This window comes from Tenacibaculum aquimarinum, assembly GCF_022478115.1.
In the GTDB taxonomy this organism is placed as follows: Bacteria; Bacteroidota; Bacteroidia; order Flavobacteriales; family Flavobacteriaceae; genus Polaribacter; species Polaribacter aquimarinum_A.
Window position 1 is genome coordinate 19,488 of sequence record NZ_JAKGSC010000002.1, and the last position, 26,491, is coordinate 45,978.

24 protein-coding genes are annotated in these 26,491 nt (G+C 27.8%); 17 read left to right on the forward strand and 7 right to left on the reverse strand.

What is annotated here, in order from left to right:
* The first annotated feature begins 5 nt into the window (after positions 1-5).
* Genes L1S33_RS06095 through L1S33_RS06165 form a run of 15 tightly spaced genes read left to right on the forward strand, consistent with a single transcriptional unit; the run spans position 6 to position 16,975 of the window.
* On the forward strand, positions 6-1,403 hold the full coding sequence (locus L1S33_RS06095) for a hypothetical protein (protein ID WP_240561660.1): 1,398 nt from the start codon (positions 6-8) through the stop codon (positions 1,401-1,403).
* The gene (wecB, locus tag L1S33_RS06100; RefSeq protein WP_240561661.1) at positions 1,404-2,513 is read left to right on the forward strand and encodes a non-hydrolyzing UDP-N-acetylglucosamine 2-epimerase; all 1,110 of its coding nucleotides are present in this window, start codon (positions 1,404-1,406) and stop codon (positions 2,511-2,513) included.
* Positions 2,514-3,584: a glycosyltransferase gene (locus L1S33_RS06105; RefSeq protein WP_240561662.1), complete on the forward strand. Its 1,071-nt coding sequence runs from the start codon at positions 2,514-2,516 to the stop codon at positions 3,582-3,584.
* Entirely contained in the window at positions 3,575-4,708 is a 1,134-nt protein-coding gene (locus tag L1S33_RS06110; protein WP_240561663.1) for a glycosyltransferase family 4 protein, read from the forward strand. Before L1S33_RS06105 ends, L1S33_RS06110 begins: the two co-directional genes overlap by 10 nt.
* Positions 4,709-6,262, forward strand: a complete 1,554-nt coding sequence (locus L1S33_RS06115; RefSeq protein WP_240561664.1) for a glycosyltransferase family 2 protein — start codon at positions 4,709-4,711, stop codon at positions 6,260-6,262.
* Positions 6,252-7,247 (forward strand): glycosyltransferase family 2 protein, encoded by a 996-nt coding sequence (locus L1S33_RS06120; RefSeq protein WP_240561665.1) that lies wholly within the window; start codon positions 6,252-6,254, stop codon positions 7,245-7,247. The genes L1S33_RS06115 and L1S33_RS06120 overlap by 11 nt, the downstream gene beginning before the upstream one ends.
* Positions 7,248-8,015 (forward strand): FkbM family methyltransferase, encoded by a 768-nt coding sequence (locus tag L1S33_RS06125; RefSeq protein WP_240561666.1) that lies wholly within the window; start codon positions 7,248-7,250, stop codon positions 8,013-8,015.
* Positions 8,015-9,136 carry a glycosyltransferase gene (locus tag L1S33_RS06130; RefSeq protein WP_240561667.1) on the forward strand — a complete coding sequence of 374 codons (1,122 nt, stop codon included), beginning with the start codon at positions 8,015-8,017 and terminating at the stop codon, positions 9,134-9,136. The genes L1S33_RS06125 and L1S33_RS06130 overlap by 1 nt, the downstream gene beginning before the upstream one ends.
* Complete coding sequence (locus tag L1S33_RS06135) at positions 9,129-10,124, forward strand: glucosamine inositolphosphorylceramide transferase family protein (RefSeq protein ID WP_240561668.1); 996 nt, start codon at positions 9,129-9,131, stop codon at positions 10,122-10,124. The genes L1S33_RS06130 and L1S33_RS06135 overlap by 8 nt, the downstream gene beginning before the upstream one ends.
* Positions 10,121-11,191 carry a glycosyltransferase gene (locus L1S33_RS06140; RefSeq protein WP_240561669.1) on the forward strand — a complete coding sequence of 357 codons (1,071 nt, stop codon included), beginning with the start codon at positions 10,121-10,123 and terminating at the stop codon, positions 11,189-11,191. Before L1S33_RS06135 ends, L1S33_RS06140 begins: the two co-directional genes overlap by 4 nt.
* A gap of 20 nt (positions 11,192-11,211) precedes the next feature.
* The gene (locus L1S33_RS06145) at positions 11,212-12,510 is read left to right on the forward strand and encodes an O-antigen ligase family protein (RefSeq protein ID WP_240561670.1); all 1,299 of its coding nucleotides are present in this window, start codon (positions 11,212-11,214) and stop codon (positions 12,508-12,510) included.
* Positions 12,503-13,513 (forward strand): glycosyltransferase family 4 protein, encoded by a 1,011-nt coding sequence (locus L1S33_RS06150; protein WP_240561671.1) that lies wholly within the window; start codon positions 12,503-12,505, stop codon positions 13,511-13,513. The genes L1S33_RS06145 and L1S33_RS06150 overlap by 8 nt, the downstream gene beginning before the upstream one ends.
* Positions 13,514-14,797 (forward strand): phenylacetate--CoA ligase family protein, encoded by a 1,284-nt coding sequence (locus L1S33_RS06155; protein ID WP_240561672.1) that lies wholly within the window; start codon positions 13,514-13,516, stop codon positions 14,795-14,797.
* Positions 14,798-14,799: 2 nt separating this feature from the next.
* Complete coding sequence (locus tag L1S33_RS06160; RefSeq protein ID WP_240561673.1) at positions 14,800-15,546, forward strand: glycosyltransferase family 2 protein; 747 nt, start codon at positions 14,800-14,802, stop codon at positions 15,544-15,546.
* 49 nt (positions 15,547-15,595) lie between these two features.
* Positions 15,596-16,975, forward strand: coding sequence for an exopolysaccharide biosynthesis polyprenyl glycosylphosphotransferase (locus tag L1S33_RS06165; RefSeq protein WP_240561674.1), 1,380 nt, complete (start codon positions 15,596-15,598; stop codon positions 16,973-16,975).
* Here L1S33_RS06165 and L1S33_RS06170 read toward each other — a convergent pair.
* The 3 genes from L1S33_RS06170 to L1S33_RS06180 form a co-directional block, all read right to left on the reverse strand.
* The gene (locus tag L1S33_RS06170) at positions 16,955-18,136 is read right to left on the reverse strand and encodes a lipoprotein N-acyltransferase Lnb domain-containing protein (RefSeq protein WP_240561675.1); all 1,182 of its coding nucleotides are present in this window, start codon (positions 18,134-18,136) and stop codon (positions 16,955-16,957) included. The two genes, L1S33_RS06165 and L1S33_RS06170, sit on opposite strands and share 21 nt — an antisense overlap.
* Before the next feature lie 5 nt (positions 18,137-18,141).
* Positions 18,142-19,203, reverse strand: a complete 1,062-nt coding sequence (locus L1S33_RS06175; protein ID WP_240561676.1) for a putative type IX sorting system protein PorV2 — start codon at positions 19,201-19,203, stop codon at positions 18,142-18,144.
* Between the two features lie 72 nt (positions 19,204-19,275).
* Complete coding sequence (locus tag L1S33_RS06180; protein WP_240561677.1) at positions 19,276-20,250, reverse strand: YheT family hydrolase; 975 nt, start codon at positions 20,248-20,250, stop codon at positions 19,276-19,278.
* Positions 20,251-20,334: 84 nt separating this feature from the next.
* Here L1S33_RS06180 and L1S33_RS06185 point away from each other — a divergent pair, with 84 nt between their 5' ends.
* Positions 20,335-21,063, forward strand: a complete 729-nt coding sequence (locus L1S33_RS06185; protein ID WP_240561678.1) for a CDP-alcohol phosphatidyltransferase family protein — start codon at positions 20,335-20,337, stop codon at positions 21,061-21,063.
* 22 nt (positions 21,064-21,085) lie between these two features.
* On the opposite strand, the gene lptB is transcribed toward L1S33_RS06185, so the two are convergent.
* The 4 genes from lptB to L1S33_RS06205 form a co-directional block, all read right to left on the reverse strand.
* The gene (gene lptB / locus L1S33_RS06190) at positions 21,086-21,820 is read right to left on the reverse strand and encodes an LPS export ABC transporter ATP-binding protein (RefSeq protein WP_240552151.1); all 735 of its coding nucleotides are present in this window, start codon (positions 21,818-21,820) and stop codon (positions 21,086-21,088) included.
* Between the two features lie 104 nt (positions 21,821-21,924).
* Positions 21,925-22,275 carry a carboxymuconolactone decarboxylase family protein gene (locus L1S33_RS06195; RefSeq protein WP_240561679.1) on the reverse strand — a complete coding sequence of 117 codons (351 nt, stop codon included), beginning with the start codon at positions 22,273-22,275 and terminating at the stop codon, positions 21,925-21,927.
* Positions 22,250-23,074, reverse strand: a complete 825-nt coding sequence (gene tatC, locus L1S33_RS06200; protein ID WP_240561680.1) for a twin-arginine translocase subunit TatC — start codon at positions 23,072-23,074, stop codon at positions 22,250-22,252. The genes L1S33_RS06195 and tatC overlap by 26 nt, the downstream gene beginning before the upstream one ends.
* Before the next feature lies 1 nt (position 23,075).
* Positions 23,076-24,047, reverse strand: a complete 972-nt coding sequence (locus L1S33_RS06205; RefSeq protein ID WP_240561681.1) for a KpsF/GutQ family sugar-phosphate isomerase — start codon at positions 24,045-24,047, stop codon at positions 23,076-23,078.
* Between the two features lie 144 nt (positions 24,048-24,191).
* Between L1S33_RS06205 and L1S33_RS06210 the strand changes: the two genes are divergently transcribed.
* Positions 24,192-26,387, forward strand: coding sequence for a RecQ family ATP-dependent DNA helicase (locus L1S33_RS06210; protein WP_240561682.1), 2,196 nt, complete (start codon positions 24,192-24,194; stop codon positions 26,385-26,387).
* The last annotated feature ends 104 nt before the right edge of the window (positions 26,388-26,491 follow it).

A 26,491-nucleotide genomic window follows, 5' to 3' on the forward strand; every position in this document is an offset into this window, starting at 1 on the left:
ACAATATGAAGAAAAATAAAACTTTAGGAATTGTAATTACTGATGGAGTAGGTTATAGAAATTTTGTTTTAAGTAATTTTTTAAAAGAAGCATCTTTAACATTTAAACATGTAATTGTTTATTCTGGCTTGCCAATACACACTTTTAAGGATGTTTCTCTACCTAATATTACTTTAATCGAACTACCAATTTATAAAGAAACAAATAGCGTTTGGTTTTTTAGAAAACTTAAGGAAGTTGCTCATATGCAAAAACATAAGTCTTTTTATGGAATTAATAGTAATTTAAGAAGAGGTTATCCTCAAAACAATTCTAAGAGATCTTTATTAATAAAGTTAGTTTATTTTATAACATCAATATTTAATTCAGAAAAAAATATTTCTTTTTTTGAAAGCCTTCAGTTTTCTTCATTTAAAAAGTCTTCGAAGTATAAAGAATACGTATCAATTTTAAAAGATAATAAACCAGATATGGTTTTCTTTACACATCAACGACCTCCATTTTTAGCACCATTTTTGGTCGCTTCTAAAGAGCTATTAATTAAAACTACATCATTTATATTTTCTTGGGATAATTTAGCTTCAAAAGGAAGAATGTTAGGAGAGTTTGATAATTATTTAGTTTGGAGTGATTTAATGAAAGATGAATTATTATATTTTTATCCAAAAACTAAACCTAATAAAGTTGAAGTTGTTGGTACTCCTCAATTTGAACCTTATGTTATGGATATTTTTAAGGTTGATAAGAAATCTTTTTTTACGAAGTTTAATTTAGACATAACAAAAAATATTATTTGTTATTCTTGTGCAGATGCAGGTATTGGTGCTAATGATGAAATTCATATAAGAAGTGTTTATAAATACATTATAAATAATCCAGATAAGAGTTTACAATTACTAATAAGAACATCTCCAGCCGAAGATGGAAGTAGGTTTAAGCAATTAAAAGAAGATACACCTAAAGCTATTTGGAATTTTCCAAAATGGGAACAAACAAGAGAAGAGCATGTTGAAAGTTGGTCGCAAAGGTTACCAACAAGAGAAGATGTTATAGATTTAAAATCAATTTTACAGTATTGCTGTTTAAATATTAATATGTGCTCAACAATGAGTTTAGATTTTATGTTATTTGATAAACCTGTTATTAATACTGTTTTTGGTAATAGTAGTAATGGTTTATATGATGATCAGAAGTTTTTAAATTATGTACATTATAAATATGTTATTGACAGTAAGGCAGTAACCATTGCTAAAAATGAAGAAGAGTTACACGAGCAAATTGATGAAGCATTAACTCTAACGGATTTAAGAAAAAATTATAGAAAAAACCTAATTAACTTAGAGATTGGTAAACCTTTAGAAGGAACAAGTAATAGAATAGTCGAAGCATTAAAATCATTCTAAATGAAAAAAATATTAGTTGTTTTTGGTACACGTCCTGAAGCTATTAAAATGGCTCCTTTAGTAAAAGAACTTAAAAAAGAAAGTTCTTTTACTGTAAAAGTATGTGTAACAGCGCAACATAGAGAAATGCTAGATCAAGTATTAAGTTTCTTTAAAATAATACCAGATTTCGATTTAAACTTAATGCAACCCAATCAAAGTCTAAACCAATTAAGTGGTAGGATTTTTACTGAAATAGATGTTGTTTTAGAAAATTTTAAACCAGATATTGTTTTAGTACATGGAGATACAACAACTAGTTCTGTTGTTGCTATGGCTTCTTTTTATAGAGAAATTAAAGTTGGTCATGTAGAAGCCGGATTAAGAACGTATAATAAACAAGCTCCTTTTCCAGAGGAAATAAATAGACAAATTACCGGTAGAATAGCCGATTTTCATTTTGCGCCAACAGAAGCTTCTGCTCAAAACTTATTATCAGAAAAAGTTTCCGAGAAAGATGTTTTTGTAACAGGTAATACTGTAATTGATGCCCTTTTATGGGGAATAAAAAACATAAATGAAAGTAATGTTGAAATTGAAAAATTACAGCAAGTAATTAATTCAACAAAAAAGTTAATTGTTGTTACCGGCCACAGAAGAGAAAGTTTTGGTGATAAATTTCAATCATTTTGTGAAGCTTTAAAAGAGTTATCACAAAGAGAAGATGTTCAAATTATTTATCCTGTTCACTTAAATCCTAATGTACAAAAGACAGTTCATCAAATTTTAAAAAACAATACAAATGTTCATTTAATTGACCCGCTAAATTATGAAGCATTTATTTGGTTACTAAACAAATCGTATCTAATTATTACAGACAGTGGTGGAATACAGGAAGAAGCACCATCATTAAAAAAACCAGTTTTGGTTACTAGAAATGTTACAGAAAGGCAAGAAGCGGTAGAAAGTGGTGTCGTAAAGTTAGTTGGTACTTCTAAAGAAGTAATAGTTACCCAAGCTGTAAAATTATTAGAGAATAAGGAGATTTATTCTAAGATGATATCAAAAGAAAATCCTTACGGAAACGGAACAGCTTCATCTAAAATAGTAGAAATTTTAAAATCATTTTAAGTGAAAATAGCAATTATTTGTAATTACGTACTTAAGCCCAATAGAATTGGAGGGATGGATCGTTTCTATAAGTTATTTAATAAAAAATGTTTAGAGGTTAATCATCAAGTTGATTGGTATTTCTCTCATTATGAAGAGTTTAATTTTTATCAAGGATTGTCTATTATTTCTTCTGAAGGGACTTCTGTTGAACAAAAGTTTATAGATTCTTCAAAAGAAAAAAACATAAACTATGATGTGATAATTACACATTTTACGCAACTTTGTACTAAGTATTATAAACAATTTAAAGAATTACACCCTAATTCTTATACAATTGCTGTGGACCACAATGCAAGACCTTTAAAAGGGTATTCGTTAAAGAAAAGTATAAAGAAACGCATTGACGGTCTTTTGTATTCAAAGTATATTAATCAATTTATTGGAGTCTCTAAATACACTTTTCATCATATTTTAAAAGATTACGGAAAAAATCTCAAACAAAAAACTCAGGTTATTTATAACGGAATAGATACTACAGTTTTTAAGAAAAAGGATAAAGACTTAGCACATAATTTTATAGTTGTTGCACATTTAACTTACAATAAAGGAATTCAAGATTTATTAAAAGCATTAAGTTTAATAGATAAAAACCTATTAAAAAACACACAGATTGATATTTATGGAGAAGGTCCATTTGAGCATCAATTAAAGACATTGACTAATGACTTTCAGTTAGAAAGTATTGTAAATTTTAAAGGAAGTTCTTCTGAATTAAATATTTTATTTGCTAATTATAGTTATATGATTCAGCCAACATATATGGAATGTTTTAGCTTGTCTATTTTAGAAAGTTTATCGGCAAATGTTCCTGTTATTGCAACTACAGTTGGTGGTAATTTAGAAGTTTTAAAAGACCAAGTAAATAGTTATATTTTTAAACCTAAAGATTATACAAAACTTGCAAGTATTTTAACTGCTATTTTATCTGGAAAAGAAAAAATTACGATTGATGTAAGTAAGCTTATTGAAGATGAGTTTTATATAGAGAAAATGGCTGTAGAACACCTAAAACTTATTCCATGCATATAGGTTTTATTACACCAGAATATCAATATAAAGACAACCCAAAAGCTATTGGTGGTATTGGTACGTTTACCAAAAGTTTGGCAGAACAATTGGTCTTAAATAAGCATACGGTTTCCATTTTCTTGTACAGCCAAAATGAAACAAAATCTTTTAAAGAAAATGGAATTACTGTTTATCTAATAGCACAAAAGAAGTTTCCTTTTTTAACCTGGTTAACTAATAGAAAACATACTCAAAATTATATTAATAAAATTGTAGCGGATAATAATATTGATGTTCTTGAAGCGTCTGATTGGACAGGTTTTACAGCTTTTATGAAGTTTAATATTCCTTTAGTTTTAAGGCTTCATGGATCTGACACTTATTTCTGTAATTTAGATAACAGAAAAGTAAAGTTCAAAAATTTTTATTTTGAAAAAAAGGCTTTAAAAGGAGCTGATAAGATTGTTGGTGTAAGTCAGTTTGTTGCTGAAAAAACAAAAGAATTATTCAATATAAAAAAGGAAATAAAAGTTATTCATAATGCTATGGATACAGCCTTTTTTACGCCAAATCATCAAAATATTCAAAAGAAGACATTGTTATATTTCGGAACAATTATTCGTAAAAAAGGTGTTTTAGAAATTGCCAATGTTTTTAATAAATTGGTTGCTCAAGACTCAGAAATACAATTAACTTTTTTAGGAAGAGATACTGTTGATATTTTAAAAAAAGAGTCTACTCTAAAACTTTTTAAAACGGAGTTATCAGAAAAAGCAAAAAAGAATTTTAGGTATATAAGTTCTGTTCCTTATTATGAAGTAAAAAAATACATTAACCAGTCAGAAATTATAGTTTTACCAAGTTTTGCTGAAGCTTTTCCAATGACTTGGTTAGAAGCAATGGCTTTAGAAAAAAAACTAATAACTTCTAATATTGGTTGGGCAAAAGAATTGATGATTAACGGTGAAACTGGTTTTATGGTTGATCCAAAAAATCATAATGAATTTGTAGATAAGATATTGAGTTTATTGAATGATACTAATTCTAAATTAATGGAAATAAACGCTAGAAAAAGAATAATAAGGACGTTCAATTTGGTAGACAAAACAAGAGAAAATATTGATTTTTACAAAGAACTAATTTAAATGATAATTATATATCATCATAAAAATAAGGTTAAAGAGATTCTAGATTTAGAATCGAATACTACAATTTCTGTTGTAACCGAAAGTATTGTGGAAACTATGTTTTTATTAAGTGATTTACATACAAATAAATTTATTATTTGGTGTAATTACGAATTGAAGACCAACTTAAATGTAGCAATTTTAAACACTGTTTTTCACCATAATTTAATAATGGCTTCTTATGCAGTTTCTGATGTAGTTTTTAATTCTAAAATAGGTTATGTTGAGCAAAGTGTTTTTATCAATGTTAAAAATAATGTGCGTTTTTCAACTTGGTTTATGTCTACCAATGTTGGTGGGATTAACAGTTCAGTACTTAATAAATATAAGGATTTAAGAAATTATAAATCATTTAAACTATTTTTAAATGTTATAGCAAAACAAGGAATTCAAAAAGGATTAATTTGTTCTTCTGAACCTAAATTATTAATTAATAAAAATCAAAAAACAGCAAACGATTTATCAGAAAAAGTTACACTTAAAGAATTGTTTTCTTTTGTTAAAAGTAGTTATAAAACAAGATGGTTGTTTTTACTTTTTTTTAACTTGGTAGTGTATGAGAAAATATTTCCAATTGTTTCATTTGTATCAAGTTTTTTTATCAAATTAAAGATACAAAAACTATTAAGTTTCGATGATATAAAAGTTCAATCTATTAAAGAAGAAATAAAAAAGGAAGCTTTTTCAGTAGATGTTTTAATTCCAACTTTAGGAAGAGAAAAATATTTGAAAGATGTTTTGTTAGATTTAAATAAGCAAACATTTTTACCTGAAAAAGTTATTATCATTGAACAAAATCCTGATACAACAGCAGTTTCTAGTTTAGATTATTTAAAGGATAAGTGGAATTTTGAAATAGATCATACGTTTATTCATCAATTAGGAGCTTGTAATGCACGTAATATTGGATTGTCTAAGGTAAACTCTAATTTTGTGTTTTTTGCAGATGATGATATTCGTTTTAAAAATGATGTCCTTGAAGAATCATTTAAAGAATTTAACCAGTTTCAATCAGAAGCAATTGTGTTTTCATGTTTGCAGAAAGGACAAAATCCAGAATTTTTAACAACAACTTTAGCAACAACGTTTGGTTCAGGAACAAGTCTTGTAAAATCTTCTTTTGTTAAAAAGTGTAGTTTTAAAACTGAACATGAATTAGGTTATGGAGAAGATGCTGATTTTGGTATGCAATTACGTAATTTAGGAGTAACTATTTTATCAGTGCCAACAATACAACTATTACATTTAAAAGCACCAGTTGGAGGCTTTAGACATAAACCAATTTTAGCTTGGGAATGTGATCAACCTAAACCATCTCCAACAATAATGGCACATCATTTTAAACATTATACTAAACAGCAATTGTTGGGTTATAAAACAAATCTGTTTATTAAATTTTATAGATCAAAGTCGCAGTTAATTAAAAACCCAATAACCTATTTTTATTCAATGAAAAAAAGGTGGAATTTAAGTGTTAATTGGGCTCAAAAACTATTAAAGAATGAAGTTTAGTTTAATAGTTTGTACATATATGCGCCCAAAAGCAATTATAACATTACTAAACTCAGTAAAGGAACAAACCTTATATCCTAATGAGATAATTATTGTAGATGGTTCTATTAATAAAGATACGCAACATTTATTTTTAAGTAAAATATTTAAAAATATCAGGTATTTTTTAATTGAAGAAAAGCATAGAGGATTAACAAATCAACGTAATTTTGGAATATCTAAAGTTGCGAAAGATTCCGAAATTGTTTGTTTTTTAGATGATGATATTGTTTTAGAAAAAGATTATTTTGAAAAACTTCTTAAAACTTATATTGATAAACCAGAAGCTTTAGCAGTTTGCGGTTATATTACTAATGAAGTTAAGTGGAGTAGAAGCAGTAATAAAAAGTTAAAAAATAAATTTATATACGATGGATGGTTTCGTAAAGAGCCATTTAGATTCAGAATTCGTAAAATGTTAGGTTTAATAGATAATACTAAACCAGGTTTTATGCCTTTAGCAGCAAATGGACGTTATGGAAATTTTCTTCCTCCTTCAGGAAAAACATATGAAGTAGAACAAATGATGGGAGGAATTACTTCCTACAAAAAAGATATATTTAAAAAAATATCGTTTTCAAGTTATTTTGAAGGTTATGGCTTGTATGAAGATTCAGATTTTACACTTCGACTTTCTAAAATCGGAAAAATATACATTAATACAAATGCTAAATTAGCGCATTATCATGCAGAAGAAGGAAGGCCCAATAAATTTAAATATGGTAAAATGGTTTTGAGAAACGGTTGGTATGTTTGGCGCATAAAATATGCAAACCCTTCTTTTAAATCTAGAATTAAATGGAATGCAACAGCTTTACTTTTAACTTTAATAAGAGCAACTAATATTTTAACAGAACCAAATAAAAAGGAAGCATTAACAGAAACTTTAGGAAGAATCTCTGGTTGGTTTTCTTTACTATTTAATAAGCCCAAAATAGAACATTAGATGATAAAAAATATATATAATATTTTGCCTAAGTCTTTAAAAGAAAGCTCGAAAGAGATTTATTATAATTTATTTACCCAAGAAAAATTTAGTAGAACTAAGGATATTTATAATACTCTTTTTAAAAATGGCATTACACTACATTCTAAAAAACCAATGTATTTTATTGTAAATGATATTCATAAATATGAAGAGTTTTATACTATAAAAGAAGGTGATGTAGTAATAGATGCAGGTGCAAATGAAGGATATTTATCAATTTATTATTCAAAGAAAGTAAAAGAGAATGGTGCTGTTTTTGCGTTCGAACCAGATTCTATTAATATTTTGGAAATGAATAATAATATTCAATTGAACGCAAAAACAAATAATATCTCAATTTTTAAAGATTTATTGTGGAATATTAATACTGAGCTAGACTTTTTTGAAGCTGGTAATGTTGCTTCTTCAGTTCATATAAAAGTAGATGGAGCAAAAAAGGTAAAACGAAACGCAATTACCTTAAATACTTTTGCTAAAAATGAAAATTTAAAGAGATTAGACTTTATTAAAATGGATATTGAAGGAGCTGAGATTGAAGCTCTTGATGGTTGCGTTGATGTAATAAAAAAGTATAAGCCTAATTTTGCTATTGCAAGTTACCATATTGTAAATGAGGAATATACTTATAAGAAGGTCGAGGAGTTTTTTTCTGAAGTATCATACCCATTTAAAACTGTGTTTTATAAAGATGGAGAAATAATAACATTTGCAGGAGAAAATTTATAATGAAGTTTGCCATAATCACACATGTTTTACATAAAAAGCAAAATCAAGAACATTTTGCTTATGAACCTTATGTTCGAGAAATGAACTTATGGGGAGAACATGTAGATGAATTTATTTTATTAGCACCAAAAACATTGGCTGAAATTAACCCAATTGAGGTTGCTTACAAACACCCAAAAGTTAAATTTATTGAGATACCTGCTTTTAATATTACTTCATTAAAAAATATTATTAAATCAATTTTTATAGTCCCTATAATAGTTTGGAGAATTTTTTCTGTTATTAATAAAGCAGACCATATTCATTTAAGATGTCCAGGAAATATAGGTTTATTAGGGTGTTTTGTTCAAATATTTTTCCCAAATAAACCTAAAACAACAAAATACGCAGGTAATTGGGATCCTAAAAGTAAACAACCTTTAAGTTATCGTCTTCAAAAATGGATGCTATCAAATACTTTTTTAACTAGAAACTGTAAAGTTTTGGTGTATGGAGAATGGGAAAATCAATCAAAAAATATAGTTCCTTTTTTTACAGCTTCCTATAATGAAAGTGAGATAGTAGAAATTCAAGAGAAAAACTTGAATAATGAAATTAACTTTATGTATGTTGGTGCATTTAGTAAAGGGAAACAACCACTGTTAAGTGTAAAAGCAGTTGAAAAATTAAAAAGCGAAGGGTTTAATGTTAAACTAAACATGTATGGCTTTGGAGATGAATTTACTACTGTAAAAGAATACATTGTAAACAAATCGCTTACTAATACAGTTTTTTTACATGGAAATAAATCTAAAGAAGATGTAAAACAAGCCTATAAAAAAGCACACTTCCTTCTTTTTATATCAAAATCTGAAGGTTGGCCAAAAGTAGTTGCAGAAGCTATGTTTTTTGGTTGCTTACCAGTTTCATCTGCGGTTTCTTGTGTGCCTTTTATGCTAGATTATGGAAATAGAGGTATTTTAGTTGAAAGCGACGTAAATTTAATAGTTTCAAAAATTAAAGAATTAGTAAAGAACCAAACAACATATCAATTTAAAGTTGAAGAAGCAAAAAAATGGTCTCAAAAATATACTTTAGAAAAGTTTTCTAATAGTATTCAGAAATTATTACTGGATGAATAAGCTAACAAAAATAATAGCGTTAATAATTGTATTACTCTTATTGGTAATTAATTATAGAACCCCGTTTTATTCATATAATGGTGGCAGTTGGTCTGTTGGTTTTGGTTCTTCTTCGAAAAATTTAAATGAATTAAATGTTTTAGAAAATGCTAAAATATATTCGCACCAAAAATTAGAAAAAGAGAATCCTGATACTCGTTTTTTAGCAGATCCATTTTTCATCAAAGAAAAAGATACGTTTTACCTGTTTTTTGAACATCAAAAGAAAACAGACAATGCAGAAATTGCCTTATTAATTTCATCAGACGGAATTAATTACACCTACAAAGGAACTGTTTTAGATGAACCTTTTCATTTATCCTATCCAAATGTTTTTAAACATAAAAATGAATTTTATATGTTGCCAGAAACAAAGTCGGCAAATAATATTTTGTTATACAAAGCATTAAATTTCCCTTATAATTGGCAAATTGTTGATACTTTGGTTAAAAATGTAAGATTAAAAGATCCGTCTATTTATTTATCGGATTCATTAAATTTCTTTGTTGCTTCAGATGATAGTTTAAACCTGTTTATGTATCAATCTAATTCTTTGTTTGAAGATTGGAAGCTACACAAAGAACCTATTGTAGCCTTAGGAACGGAGGCTAGGCCAGGAGGAAGAATTATTGAAAATGATGAAGGTAAAATAGTTGTTCCTATACAGAACTCAACGCATGGTTATGGTTATGGAGTTTCTTTGTATGAATTAGATTTTGATAAGAATAATAAATATTCATTTAAAACAATGAAACCATTTTTCTTAAAAAGAAACGATACTATAGATGAATTTAGTTTTGGAATGCATCATATAGATTTACAAAAAATTGAAAATAATTGGTATTATGTTTTTGATGGAAATAAAAAGATAAATAACAAAAAAAAGTTGAATATTAGAGGTCCTTTAAAATGGAACTTTTTAGATTTTAAAAACTGGTTATTAAATTGATAAAAGCAATTCAACTCATAGATTCTTTAGATACTGGCGGAGCAGAAGTTCTGGCGGTTAATATTGCTAATTTATTAGCAAAAGAAAACATTGATTCGCATTTATGTGTAACTAGAAAAGAAGGCTTATTAAAAGAGAAGGTTTCTAAGAACGTTAATTACATTTTTTTAAACAGAAAATCTACTTTTGATGTTAAGGCTATTTTAAAATTGAAAAATTATATTAAGAAAAATAATATTTCAATTATTCATTCCCATGCTACATCATCATTTATAGCTTTTTGTGTAAAAATAATATATCCTAAAGTTAAAATTGTTTGGCACGATCATTATGGAAATAGTGAATTTTTAGAATATAGAAAAACCGTTCCGTTGAGTCTCTTTTCAAGATTTTTCCAAGTTATAATATCGGTAAACTTGAAATTAAAAGAATGGGCAGAACAAAACCTATTTGCTAAAGAAAACCTTATGCTAAATAACTTTGCTTTTTTTAATACAGAAGAAAAGTTAACCAAGTTAAAAGGAGAAGAAGGTAGAAGAATTGTTCATGTTGCTGGTTTTAGAGCCCAAAAAGATCATATAACTTTATTAAAAGCATTTAAAATTGTACAGGAGAGAAATCCGTTATGGACATTGCATCTTGTTGGTGAAATTTATGATGATTCATATTCTAAATCGATACAAAATTTTATTAAAGACAATAATTTAACTGATTCTATTTTTATGTACGATGCTAAATCAGATATAAAAAACATCTTAGTTCAAGCTACAATTGGAGTATTATCATCTAAATCGGAAGGTTTACCAGTTGCTTTGTTAGAATATGGTTTAGCAAAATTACCAGTTTTAGTAACTGATGTTGGTGAGTGCAATAAGGTTATTACTAATTCAGAATCTTTAGTAGCACCCAAAAATCATCTTCTATTTTCAGAAAAATTAAATAAATTAATAATAGATAAATTATTAAGAGAAAAAATATCTTATGCGTTGCATTTAAAAGTTAGAGAAGAATTTTCTAAAGAAAGCTTTACAACCGAACTAATTCATATTTATAAAAATTTGTGCTAAAAAGATTATCAAATACAAATATGTTATTGCTAATAATCCATATTGCTATTGGATTTTTAGCTACTTTTTCATTGTTTTCTAAACTGTATAATGTTTTAATTATAGCTGTTGGTTTTTTTGTTTTACTAAGAACAAAAAATAAAAATGAAGAAGCATTTATGCTCGCATCTTATCTAGTTGGAGCTGAAGTTTTTTTGAGAATGACTGGCGGAAGTATTTCATATGAGATTGGTAAGTATGGTGTAGCATTATTTTTAATTTTAGGAATAATTGTAGGAAAAGAAAAAAAAACTGCTCCAGTTGCCTATATATTCTATATAATGCTGTTATTTCTAGGTATAATTTTAACTGAAGTTCCGTTTGGAGAGTCCGTAAGGAAAGCTATTATTTTTAATTTAAGTGGGCCTATTCTTTTAGGTATTTGTACTGTATATTTTTACCAAAAAAATATTTCAATTAGTACACTATTAAACGCATTAAAGTACATGACATTGCCAATTATTTCTATGGTTTCGTTCATGTATTTGCGAACTCCAGATTTAAGTGAATTGGTTTTTGGTACAGATGCAAATTTTTATACGTCCGGTGGTTTTGGACCAAATCAAGTAGCTACAATATTAGGCTTAGGTATTTTTATTATGACAGTTTTTCTATTCTTAAAAACCAAGCTTACAGGGTATCTATATTTAGATGCAATAATTTTGGTATATTTTACTTATAGAGGCTTGCTAACTTTTTCTAGAGGAGGAATTTTAACAGGAGTAATAGCTATTATACTCTTTTTGGGTTTCATGTTCTTGTATAATAACTTTACAAGAAAAGAAGTCCTAAAGTATTCGGGTTTAATTTTCTTGTTTACTATTGGTATTTGGATTTATACTTCTGGTATAACTGGTGGAATGATAAATAACAGGTATTTGGGTAAAAACTCAATAGGAATGCAAAAAGATATTACATCTGGAAGAGGAAAAATACTTTCACTTCAACTGCAAAATTTTTATGACTCACCAATTTTTGGTATTGGAGTTGGTAATGGTAAATATAGTAGAGAAGAATTAGATATTAATATTGCATTAGCTTCACATAATGAGGTTAGTAGGTTACTAGAAGAGCATGGTTTAATTGGAATAATTATTTTGATTATTTTATTTGTTCCACCTTTAACTCATATTTATCAAAGTAATAATTTTCAACGAGCATTTTTACTCTCCTTTTTAGCTTTTTGGTTTTTAACCATAAGTCATTCCGCAATGAGAGTTGCTTTTCCAAGTTTTATATATGCCTTAAGTTTAATTGTTATAACTGATGATGATGAATAAAACAATTCTTTATATTGGTAATGATTTAGCTAAGAATTCCAAATACAATTCTGCAATGGAAACCTTAAGTAGTTTATTAATTACTGAAGGATATGTAATAATTAAATCTTCGTCTAAAAGAAATCAAATATTAAGATTGATTAACATGTGTTTTTCAATTGTAAAAAATAGCAACAAGGTAGATTATGTTTTAATTGATACATTTAGTACTTCTGCATTTTACTATGCTTTTTTAACATCGCAATTAGCAAGGTTATTCAACTTAAAATACATACCTATTTTACATGGAGGAAATCTTCCTTATAGAATAAAAGAATCTCCAAGATTATCTAAACTACTATTTAATAATTCTTATAAAAATATAGCGCCTTCAAATTACTTAAAAAGTGAATTTGAAAAAAGAAATTATAAAGTTGAATATATTCCAAATTCTTTAGAAATAGAATTGTACAATTTTAAGCTAAGAAAACAAATAACCCCAAAATTACTTTGGGTTAGAGCTTTTGCTGAAATTTATAATCCTAAATTGGCAATAGAAGTTTTAAAAATATTAAAACTAACTTTTCCAGAAGTTAAATTATGTATGGTTGGGCCAGATAAAGATGGTTCAATTAAACAAGTAAAAGGATTGGTAGCAAGTTATAATTTAGAAGAAAATATAGAATTTACAAGTGTTTTACCAAAAGAAGAATGGCATAAAAGATCTACTGAATTTGATGTTTTTATAAATACAACAAATGTAGATAATACACCAGTTAGTGTAATGGAAGCAATGGCGTTAGGTTTACCCGTTATTAGTACAAATGTTGGTGGCTTGCCATATTTAATTAATAATACTGTTAATGGTATTTTGGTTGAGAAAAATAATCCAGAACAAATGGCTAATGCTATTATAAATTTAATAAAAAAAAATAATTTAGAACTTGCTATAAATGCAAGAAAAAAAGCAGAGAGTTTTGCTTGGAAAGAAATTAGAAAAGAATGGATAAAAACACTATCATAAATGTTTAAATGGCTTTATAAAATAGGGCAGCAGTATAGAAATCCATCAATTTCTAAATGGTATTTTTTTTTGAAGAACTCAGAAAAATGGACTATAAAGGAACTTGAAATATATCAATTTCAAAAGCTTAAAGAATTAGTAGAAATTGCATATAATCATTCAGACTATTATAAAGCTATTTTTGATAAGAATAATTTAAAAACTAATGACATAGCTACGTTAGAGGATATTGTTAAAATACCCATTTTAGAAAAGGATGAACTATTAAAACTTAATAAAGAAATTCACACTAATAAAAGATTTAAAAAACGTTTTAAAGCAATAACGTCAGGAAGTACAGGTAAGTCATTATCTTTTTATAGAGAAGAAAGTGCGGATTCTTTTAATAGAGCTTCAGTAATGCGAGGTTATTCTTGGTATAACGTTAAGCCTTGGGATAAAAATGGATATTTTTGGGGTTTTAATTTTTCATTTAAAGATAAAATTAAAACAACATTTAAAGATTATTTACAAAATAGATTTCGCATTTTTAATTATCAAAAAGAAACCTTCAATACGTTTGTTAAAAAGTTAGATAAAGCTAGTTATATTCATGGATATTCATCAGCTATTTATCATACTGCAAAACTAATCAACCAAAAAAACATACCTAAACCTAGTGGAATTAAAATGGTAAAAGGTACTTCTGAAAAGATTTTTGATTCCTATCAAACAGAAATTAAAAAAGCGTTTGGAGTTAAAATGATTAGCGAATATGGCGCAACAGAATCTGGTATAATTGCTTTTGAATGTAAGTATGGAAACATGCATGTTAATATGGAAGGTGTTTTGGTTGAAGAAGTTGAAAATGAGTTGATTATTACAAATTTACAAATGCATTCTTTCCCTGTAATAAGATATAAATTAGGAGATTATATAAGATTAGCTTCCAGAGAAAAAGAGTGCAATTGTGGTATGCAGCATCAAATTTTGGACGAAGTTACCGGTAGAATTGGTAGTGATGTTTATGGTAAAGAAAATGTGTATCCAAGTTTTACCTTTTATTATATTTTCAAGAATTTAGATAAGAAAGAAAAGATTCAGCTCAATTATCAGGTTATTCAAAAAGAAAAAGGGAAATTAACTTTTAAAGTTGAACAAAAACTACCTAAATTTGAAGCAGAATTACTTAGAAAAGAAATAGAGAAATATTTTACTAATGATATAGATTTTATAATTATAGATAATCAAAATCTATTATCAGAAGGAAAAAAAATGAAAAGTTTTGTTTCAGAAATTCCCTAAAAATGAACAATTTAGTTTCAATAATTACACCGTGTTATAATTCTGGAAAATTTATTTTGGAAACTATAAATAGTGTTCAGAATCAAACCCATATAAATTGGGAAATGTTAATTACTGATGATGGTTCTACAGATAATTCGGTAGAAATTATTAAAGAATTAATTAAAACCGATAAAAGAATTAAACTTTTTTCAATAGAAAACTCTGGCCCAGCAATTGCAAGAAATAATTCTATAAAAAAAGCAAGTGGAAGGTATTTAGCCTTTTTAGATAGTGACGACTTATGGTTTCCGAAGTTTTTAGAGACTTCAATTGGTAAAATAGCTAAATCTGAAGGTTTTGTTTTTTCTTCATATAGACGAGTACATGAAGAAACATTAAAACCAGTTTATAAGGATTTTATAGTACCAGAAAGAGTAACTTATTATGATATTTTAAAAACAAACTCTATAAGTTGTTTAACAGCTTTTGTAGATATAGAAAAGTTAGGTAAAGAAATTATGCCAAACATTACTTATAGGCAAGATATGGGTTTGTGGTTAAAATATTTAAAAAAAATAGAATATGCTTATGGAAATAAAGAAATTCTAGCATCCTATAGAATCAGAGATAAATCTCATTCAAGAAATAAAAAAAGGCTATTAAAACCTCAATGGAATTTTTATAGAAAAGTAGCAAAATTATCAATACTACATTCAACTTATTATATACTTATTTGGGCTTATAAAGGTTTTAAGAAATATCAATAAATACTAATAAATTATTTTTACTTTTGATTTAACCAATCTACTAAAATTAATGAGTAAAAAAACGAATTATATTGATATTTCAGAACGTAAAATACTATTAAGGGTAGTTGATGTTTTTGTAATAGTTTTAGGTCTATTATTGGGTAATCATTTCTTTAATACAGAGTATATTCTTCTAAACTCCAAAGAAGTTACAAAATGGCTTTTTATATTAGTCATTTATTTTTTCCTTTTTGGAGAAATATTCCAACTTTACAACTTAAACATTTCAAACAATAAGTTTCAAACTGTTAGAAGTTTAATTTTAGCAACTTTAGCAACAACATTATTTTATATTTTAACACCTTACGTTACACCTTCTTTACCAGAAAACAGACTTCAAATACTATATTTTTTCTTTTTAATTACTGTTCCTTTAGTAATTTGGAGGTTATTGTATGCTACATTATTTTTCTCTGAAACACTGTTTAAATCTATTGTATTAGTAGGTCATTCTTCTAAAATGGAATACCTTTTAAATACAATTAAAAAGAAAGGGTTTTATAAAATTGCAGGATACGTTTCAGATAAAAAAATAGATGGATTTGACAATTTCATAAATATTGATGATATTGTTTTAGAAAATGTTTTAATTGAAAAAGGTGTAAAAGAAATGATTATTTCCACAAAAGGTTTTTCTCCTGAAATAACATCACAACTTAAACTACAATTAATTCACCTTTTTGAAGAATCTATAAATATTAAGAGCTTTGAAAGTTTTTATGAAGAGATAACTTACTCTGTTCCAAAGGAGTATTTGACAGAAGATTTTTATAAGCATATTAATTTTAGTACAAATAGTGATAATAGATTATATCTTTTTGTTCATAGAGCATTAGATGTATTTATTTCTTTAATTGGAGTTGTTTTCTTTATTTTATTAATGCCACTAATATTTATAGGTAACATCTTAGGTAATAGAGGTACTTTCTTTTATACACAAGAACGAGTTGGGAAAGGTGGTAAACCTTTTGAGATTCTGAAATTAAGAACTATGGTACCTTCAAAAAATGATGGACCAGTTTGGGCAACAAAAAATGACCATAGAATTACTTCATTTGGAAGGTTTTTAAGAAAAACACGTATTGATGAGGTTCCTCAATTCTATAATATTTTAAAAGGAGATATGAGCTTAATTGGTCCAAGACCAGAGCAATCTTTTTTTATTAGTAGTTTGGAAGAGAAAATACCTTTCTATTCAATTAGAAATGTAATAAGACCAGGTTTAACTGGTTGGGCACAAGTTAATTTTCCGTATGCAGCAAGTATTGAAGAACAAGAAAAAAAGCTACGCTACGATATTTATTATATAAAAGAAAGAAGTATTTTTTTAGATTTTAAAATTATAATTAAAACGATTTCTACGGTTTTATTTATGAAAGGTCAATAAGTTTTTCTGAAGGAAAAAGTATCTTACTCCAAACAAAATAAATACTGGTAGTAAACTAAGTGCAAATAATTGAATTTTTGCAATCCAAATAATTGGAATTATAAAAAGTAAAACCAGTAACAAAAACACATATTTCCTAATCCATTTTGGAGGATTGTTCTTTAAAAGATAAAAAGCTATTATTAAATTTGGAGCAAATGCCCACAGAAAATTAAAGTTATTGGGTGTAGTAGAATGATTGGTGAAAAACCATAAAAATACAACAAGGGAACCAACTATTCCTGTTATAAAAAATAGTGAAAAATCAAACCATTTAGTTCTAGTATTATTTTTTACATCTTTATATGTAACAAAAAGCCCAATTAACATAAAGATATTAATAACTAAAAGTGGGCTTATAGCATCTGCTGCTGGAGTTATTTCTTCAAAATTTAAAATTGTATTTTCTTTTGAAATTAACTGTTTTGGTTGATTTTTATCAAAATATTCAGCGTTTTTAAAAGATTTAAATACAAAATCCGGTAAATACATGTATTCTTTTGCTGTAGCAATTTTGTCAAGTTTACTACCTAATGCAACATTTATACCCAAACTTCCCCAAGTATTCCAATGAATTTCATTATTCATTAGTTGTCTTAAAGATTGATTTTTAATCACAAAATCTTCAGTAAATGAAACTTTATTGTTTAGTATTTGCTGAACAATATCGGGCATTTTAGTAGCACAGTTTTCAAAAAATGGATCGTACTCATAATTTGCGTTTTTGGGTTTCGCATTGTTATTTAAAAATGTGAAAAAAGCTTGATTATCTTCTTGAGAAAGGTTTAAAACTTGTTCTTTAATCCAACGTTTGTCTTTATTGTTACTTTTAACAAAATAGTGAAAAGGATAAGAGGCAAGCTTATAAATTAACCTTCCTTTTGTAAAGTTTGAATAAAAGTTTGGAGCATTAAAATCAAACATTCCATAATTATAAACTTGGTCAATATTTAATGATTTGTCTTTAATTCTAATAGCAGAATGACCAAATTTTTCATATAAAACCTTACCAGGACCAACAGTTATAATACTAACTTCAGCATTTTCTGTTAATTGAATGGATTGAGAGAAATTAAATTGAATTTTTAAAAGAAAAACAAGAACTAGAATTATTTTTTTCATCAATATTAAGGTCTAAAATAGCTGAAATCTACTTTTACAGAAAAGATATTAGAATATAAGGAGTTACCAACACTTCCTATATTTGTAAGTGCATAATCAATTTGAATTCCTTTGTATAAAAAACCAACTCCAAGGTTTGGTTGTACAGAAGTAGATTTTTCTCCAAATTCTTCAACTTTTTGAAAATTACCAACTCCAGCACGTAAAAAAACTATATTATCATAGTCTAATTGAAAACCTACAGCAGGATCAATACTTACAATTTCTGAAGAAATAATATCGTTTGTTTTAGCAAATCGCATATTTAAATCTACTTCTGTAAGTAAATTAAGATAACGTCCAACTCTAAATTTTTTTGCTACACCAAACTGTGCTTTAGGTTTTGTAATTTCTGTAGTTTCTGGCAATTCTTGATTTTCATCTGGAATTGCATTTTTAATTTTTTCAAATTCTTCTTCATCAATAGCCCAAGAATTAAAGGTTGTTGTAATATCTCGAAGCATTAATCCAAATTTCCAATCATTTCTTTCAAACTGTAATCCTGCATCAAAACCAAATCCCCAAGAGGATGCAAAATCACCAATAATTCTACGTACAATTTTGGCGTTTACACCAAAATGTAAATCTTTATGGATTAAATTTCTAGCATAGGAAACCGTAAAAGCATAATCTGCAGCAGAGAATAGGCTAATTCTATTGTAATCAATATTTCCCTGACTGTCAATTAATTGAGTAGTGTTCAAAATGTCATCTACACCAAAACGAATTATAGAAATACCAATAGCACTTCTATCATCAATAGGCTTTGCATACGCAGCAAAGTTATAATTTGCAATTCCAGCAAAATAAGAAGCATGCATTAAAGAACCTTGTGCACCTTCTAAATTAACTAAACCTGCAGGATTCCAATATGTAGCGTTTACATCGTTACTAGAAGCAACTACAGCTTTGCTCATTCCAAGAGCGCTTGCATCGACACCAATATTTAAAAATTCGTTGGAATAATTTCTAAACTGAGCGTTCGCAATAAAGGGTAAGAATAATAAAAAAAGTAGTCTTGTTTTCAAATTTAAAATGAGTTATTTACAAATATCTGAATTCCTATTAAAATAACTACTCTTTTATGAATTTATTGCAAGTTAAGTTGTCAATTTATCTTTTACAAAAGATACAATTTTATTTTCTAACCAATAATTTTCTTGCGCTTTAAATGAATTTATAAACCCAACATGTCCGCCATATTTTGGTTGCATAAAATGAAATAAAGTTGAGTTTTCTGCTTCTTCAAAAGGATAGCATTCTTTTGATAAAAAACTATCATCTTTTGCATTAATTAATAAAGAAGGAACATTAATTTTAGGAATATAAGGTTTGCAACTTGCTTTTTCCCAATAATCTTCAGAGTTTTTAAACCCAAAAACAGGCACTGTAAATTGTTTTTCTATATGTCTAAACTTAGTAGCTTTGTACAAAAGTTTTTTGTCTAATGTATAATCAGGAAATTTTTCAGCTTTTTCTAAAAGTTTAATTTTCATAGTTCTCATAAACTCTTGCATGTAAAGTTTATTCTTTAACTTATTCATTTCAACTTGTGAAGTTGTAATATCAATAGGAACAGAAACAGCAACTCCACCTTTTATTTCCTTCGGAAGCGTTTTAGCAAATTCTCCTAGATATTTAAGCGTCATATTTCCACCAAGACTAAAACCAACAACTACAATTTGTTTGTAATTATAGTTTTCAACGAGGTAATCTACTGTAAATTTTACATCGTCTGTTTTTCCTGAATGATAGGTTTGTAACAATAAGTTGTCTTCTCCGCTGCAACCACGTAAGTTTAAGCAAACAGTGTCAAAACCATTATTGTTGAGTAAGTTAGCGGTAGAAACCATGTAATGAGATTCAGAGCTTCCTTCTAAACCATGTATTAATAAAACTATTGACTCAGAATTTGTAAAAGAAAAATCTAAATCTAAAAAATCATTGTCCCAAGTGGTAATTCTTTTTCGGTTATAGTTATTGGATTCTTTCATAAATAACGGACGATACATTGTATTAAAATGAGCGTTACGAAAAGGAAGTGTAGGAGTGAAGTTAGTTTTTAGTATTGGCATTTTCTCAACAATTATTTTAACAAATATGATAAAATTTTAAAAAATGACAATCCCTTTTTATATTTTCGTGCAAAACTAACAAAGATGAATATTAAAAGACACATTCCAAATTTACTAACCTTAGGAAATCTTTTCTGTGGAACAGTTGCTGCAATTTTTGCTGTAAAAGGAGATTTTGAAGGAGCAGCATTGTTAGTTGCAATTGGTATTGGTTTTGACTTTTTTGATGGTTTTGCCGCACGTTTATTAAATGTTTCGGGTGAATTAGGAAAGCAATTAGATTCTTTGGCAGATATGGTTACAAGTGGTGTTGTGCCAGGAATTATAATGTTGCAAATGCTTGTTAACGCTTTTGATAAAGATGCAATAGGTTACTTTGGTTTAGATTCTGAGGGTTTAACAGGAAGTTATTTTCCGTATTTAGGTTTGTTGTTAACTTTAGCAGCTTGTTATCGTTTAGCGAAATTTAATTTAGATGAAAATCAGACTGAAAGTTTTATAGGTTTACCAACACCAGCAATGAGTTTGTTTGTAATTTCTTTACCTTTAATTGCCGAATATTCTACACAAAATTTCTTTGTAGAATTAGTTCAGAATAAATGGTTTTTAATAGTTGTAACCTTACTTTTAAGTTATATAATGAATGCCAAATTACCATTATTCTCTTTAAAGTTTAAAGATTTTTCATTCAAAAAGAATATAATAAAGTACTTGTTTTTAATTGCTTCAGTAGTGTTAATTGTATTGTTTCATTATGTAGCAATTCCTCTAATAATAGTACTGTATGTATTATTATCACTTATAAAAAAATAGAGAGTAGTTAATTTTAATTGGCTTAAAACTTCTTTTTCTTTAACTCAAAGTCTTTACCAAGATATACTTTACGTACCGTTTCATCTGCTGCCAATTCTTCAGGAGTTCCTTCTTTTAAAATACCTCCTTGGTACATTAGGTAAGAACGATCTGTAATAGCTAAAGTTGCCTGAACATCGTGATCGGTAATTAAAATACCAATATTTTTATTTTTTAACTGCGCAACAATTCCTTGAATATCTTCTACAGCAATAGGATCTACACCAGCAAAAGGTTCATCTAATAAAATAAAGTTAGGATCAGAAGCTAAACAACGTGCAATTTCTGTTCTACGGCGTTCTCCACCAGACAATAAATCTCCACGGTTTTTACGAACATGTGCTAAACTAAACTCTTCAATAAGTTCTTCCAAACGTTCTTTTTGTTGCTTTTTTGTTCTATCTGTAAATTCTAAAACCGACATAATATTGTCTTCAACAGATAGTTTTCTAAAAACAGAAGCTTCTTGTGCTAAATATCCAATTCCTTTTTGGGCGCGTTTGTACATGGCGTCTTCCGTAATAACTTCATCATCTAAGTAGATAGTTCCGTCATTAGGTTTTACCATACCAACAATCATATAAAATGAAGTTGTTTTTCCAGCTCCATTTGGTCCTAAAAGTCCAATAATTTCACCTTGTTTAACTTCAAGAGAAATACCTTTTACAACCTTCCGGCTACCATATATTTTTTGAATATTGTCTGCTTTTAAAATCATTTTATTATTGAAAGATTAAATATTAAAAGATTGAATTCAAAAATAAGAATTAGATAATCTTAACTTCTTAATTTTATTGTAATTTTTTTAGTTTTGAATACCACTTACTGTTTTTCTTCTTCCAAAAGCTCCCAATATTCTAGCGCTTTTCTTAAATGCGGAATTACAATTGTACCTCCAACTAAATTAGCAATAGACATTGTTTCCATCATTTCTTCTTTAGAAACGCCATTTTCCATAGCCGATTCTAGGTGATATTGAATACAATCATCACATCTTAAAACTGCTGATGCTACTAAACCTAATAACTCTTTTGTCTTTACAGGAAGGTGTCCTTCTTTAAAAGCATTAGTGTCTAAATTGAAAATTCTTTTTATTACTTTATTATCTGTAGCTAAAATTTTCTCGTTCATTTTAGAACGATATTCATTAAACTCTTGGATTTTTTTCGACATTTTTTTGTTGTTTTTTGATAACAAATTTTGAAACGTAAATACTAATTTCATATAAAATCATAATTGGAACTGCCACAATTATTTGGCTTGCTACGTCTGGAGGTGTAATAATTGCTGATAAAACTAAAACTACAACTAAAGCGTGTTTTCTATAAGTTCTTAGGAATTCTGGAGTAACTAAACCAATTTTTGATAAAAAATAGATTACTACAGGTAGCTCAAAAAATACTGCAACACCTAAAAGAGTATTGGTAATTAAGCTCACATAACCATCTAGTTTAAAGTTGTTTACAACTAAGTCAGAAATTTGATAATTGTAAAAGAAATAAACCGACATTGGTAAAATTACATAGTAACTAAAAAGTACTCCAAGAAAGAATAGAAATGATGAAACAAAAATAAAACCTTTCGATTTTTTTCTTTCACTACTATGTAAGCCGGGTGCAATAAATTTCCAAAATTCCCATAAAATATAAGGGAATGAAAAGATAAAGCCAAGAATTAAAGACGTCCAAACGGCAGTCATTAATTGCTGTGTAGGATTTAAACTTTGTAGTGTTTGACTAAAAGATAAGTCGCAAAAACTACTATCAATTCCAATAGCACTAAAAACTTTACATAAAAATTGATACGTTGGAAAATCTGGCCTCAAATGGGCAAATAAAACTGTATCAAAAATATAAGTTTGAAATGTGAAAACGAGTATGCCTACAATAAATATTGCGACAAAACTTCTTACCAAATGCCATCTTAATTCTTCAAGATGATCTAAAAAAGACATTTCTTTTTCTACAGCCATTTTAAAATATTCCTTCTTTTAATAAATCATGTAAATGAACAACACCAACATACTTTTTGTTATCGTCAGTAACTAAAATTTGTGTTATACTGTTGTTTTCTAGGGTTTCCAAAGCGTCAACAGCCATTGCTGTTTGGTTAATTGTCTTTGGATTTTTACTCATTATATCATTAGCTGTTAAACTATCAATTTTGGTAGTTTTATTAAGCATTCGTCTTATATCTCCATCAGTTATAATTCCTTCAATTTTTCCTTCGGAAGTAGTAACAGCTGTCACACCCAATCGTTTTTCAGAAATCTCTACAATTACTTTTGCAACCACATCATTTGAAACAACTTGAGGTTTTTCGTTTTTATCAATTAAATCAGAAACACGTAAATATAATCGTTTCCCTAATGCGCCTCCTGGATGATATTTGGCAAAATCTTTACTCGTAAAGCCACGTAAATCTAATAGGCAAACTGCAATTGCATCTCCCATTACTAATTGAGCAGTTGTACTTGTTGTTGGCGCTAAATTATTAGGGCAAGCTTCTTTTTCTACAAAAGAATTTAAAGTATAATCTGCATTTTTCCCTAGAAAAGAATCTTTATTACCAGTTATGGCAATTACTTTATTATTAGAATTCTTAATTAATGGAACTAAAACCTTAATTTCAGGTGTATTTCCACTTTTAGAAATACAAATTACAGCATCTCCTTTTTGAATAATACCCAAATCTCCATGAATTGCATCGGCAGCATGCATAAAAATTGCAGGAGTTCCGGTAGAGTTTAAAGTAGCTACAATCTTAGTAGCAATATTAGCACTTTTACCAATACCAGTAACAATAACGCGTCCATTGGTATTGTAAATATATTTTACAGCTTCTTCAAAATCACTATCTAATAAAGTAGTTAAATTTGCTATCGAAGTGCTTTCTAAGAGAATTGTTTCTTTGGCAGTAGCCAATATTGAACTGAAATCTTTCAAAATTTTGAATGGTTTTGTGTCTAAAAATCAGACTGTAAAAATACGTATTATTTATTTTTAAATATAAGATTAAATTAGATGTTTTAATATCTATTTTTTTTTTGTAAATTACTTCACATTTTTTACTCAAACTAATTCTTAAAAATGAATAGTGATTCTTTGGACATATATGGTCCGTTAAAAAAGTTTTTTGGTTTTAGCCAATTTAAAGGTTTACAAGAACAAGTAATTACAAGTATTTTAAAAAACGAAAATACATTTGTAATTATGCCAACTGGTGGAGGGAAATCTCTGTGTTATCAATTACCTGCATTAATGAAAGAAGGTACGGCAATTGTAGTTTCTCCTTTAATTGCCTTAATGAAAAATCAAGTAGATGCCATTCGTGGTATTTCTGAACATCATGGTATTGCGCATGTTTTAAATTCATCCTTAAATAAATCAGAAGTAAATCAAGTTAAAGAAGATATAGCATCGGGCATTACAAAATTATTGTATGTAGCTCCGGAGTCCTTAATTAAAGAAGAATATGCTTCATTTTTAAGAACGCAAAAAATATCTTTTGTAGCCATTGATGAAGCTCATTGTATTTCTGAATGGGGTCACGACTTTAGACCAGAATATAGAAATTTACGTCATATAATTAAGCAGATAGACAATGTACCAATTATTGGGTTAACTGCAACTGCTACCGAAAAAGTTCAAGAAGACATTCTTAAAACTTTAGGTATGAGTGATGCTAATACTTTTAAAGCATCTTTTAATAGACCTAATTTATTCTATGAAGTACGTCCAAAAACGAACGAAATAGAAAAAGATATAATCCGTTTTGTAAAGCAACATCCAGGAAAATCTGGAATTGTTTACTGTTTAAGTAGAAAGAAAGTTGAGGAAATTGCTCAAGTTTTACAAGTAAACGGAATTAATGCAGTGCCATATCATGCTGGTTTTGATGCAAAAACGCGTGCAAAACATCAAGATATGTTCTTAATGGAAGATTGCGATGTAGTTGTAGCTACTATTGCATTTGGTATGGGAATTGACAAACCAGATGTTCGTTATGTTATACATCATGATATTCCTAAAAGTTTAGAAAGTTATTATCAAGAAACGGGTAGAGCAGGACGTGATGACGGTGAAGGGATTTGTTTGACTTTTTATGCCTATAAAGACATAGAAAAATTAGAGAAATTTATGGCTAACAAGCCTGTGGCTGAACAAGAAATTGGTCATGCTTTATTGCAGGAAGTAGTTGGTTATGCAGAAACGTCTATGAATAGGCGTAAATATTTATTGCATTATTTCGGTGAAGAGTTCGATGAAATTAACGGTCTTGGTGCCGATATGGATGATAATACTAGAAATCCGAAGAAAAAGAGTGAAGCTAAAGATGATGTTGTAACAATTTTAGATGTTGTTGCTAAAACCAATCAGCAATACAAAGCTAAAGAAATTGTAAATACCATTATTGGTAAAGAAAATGCGTTACTAAAATCTCATAAAACAACTGCGCAACCATTTTTTGGAGTAGGTAAGGAGAGAACTGCATTGTATTGGATGGCGTTAATTCGTCAAATATTAGTTGTAAACCTAATTAGAAAAGAAATAGAACAATACGGAGTTATAAAATTAACAGATGAAGGAAAAGATTTTGCTAAAAATCCAACTTCATTTATGATGACTGAAGACCATTCTTATAATGTAAAAGATGATGGAAGCATAATTACAAATCCAAAAGCAACTGGAGGAACTGACGAAAAATTAGTTAAGTTTTTAAAAGATTTACGAAAGCAAGTTGCAAAAAAACATAATGTGCCACCATTTGCTGTTTTTCAAGACCCTTCTTTAGCAGATATGGCGTTAAAATACCCAATCAATTTAGAGGAGCTTTCTAAGGTTCATGGAGTTGGTGAAGGAAAAGCACGTAAGTTTGGTAAAGATTTTGTAAAATTAATTACAACTTATGTTGAAGATAATGATATTACAAGACCAGACGATTTAATTGTAAAAAGTACAGGTGTAAATTCTGGACTAAAATTGTATATCATTCAAAATACAGATAGAAAATTACCACTTGAAGATATTGCTAAAGCAAAAGGATTAAAACTAGAAGAGCTTATTAAGGAAATGGAAGCTATTATTTTTTCTGGTACAAAGTTAAATATCTCGTATGCTGTTGATGATTTATTAGACGAAGATCAACAAGAAGAAATTTACGATTATTTTATGGAAGCAGAAACAGATAAAATTCAAGATGCTTTAGATGAATTTGATGGTGATTATGATTTAGATGAATTACGTTTAATGCGAATTAAGTTTACTAATGAAGTTGCTAATTAATGTTTTATGAAAAAAAAACTTATTTATTTACCATTAATTGTAGTTTTTATAGTTCAGATTTTTGATAAAGAACAAGATTATTTTTGGATACAAATCCTAATGCT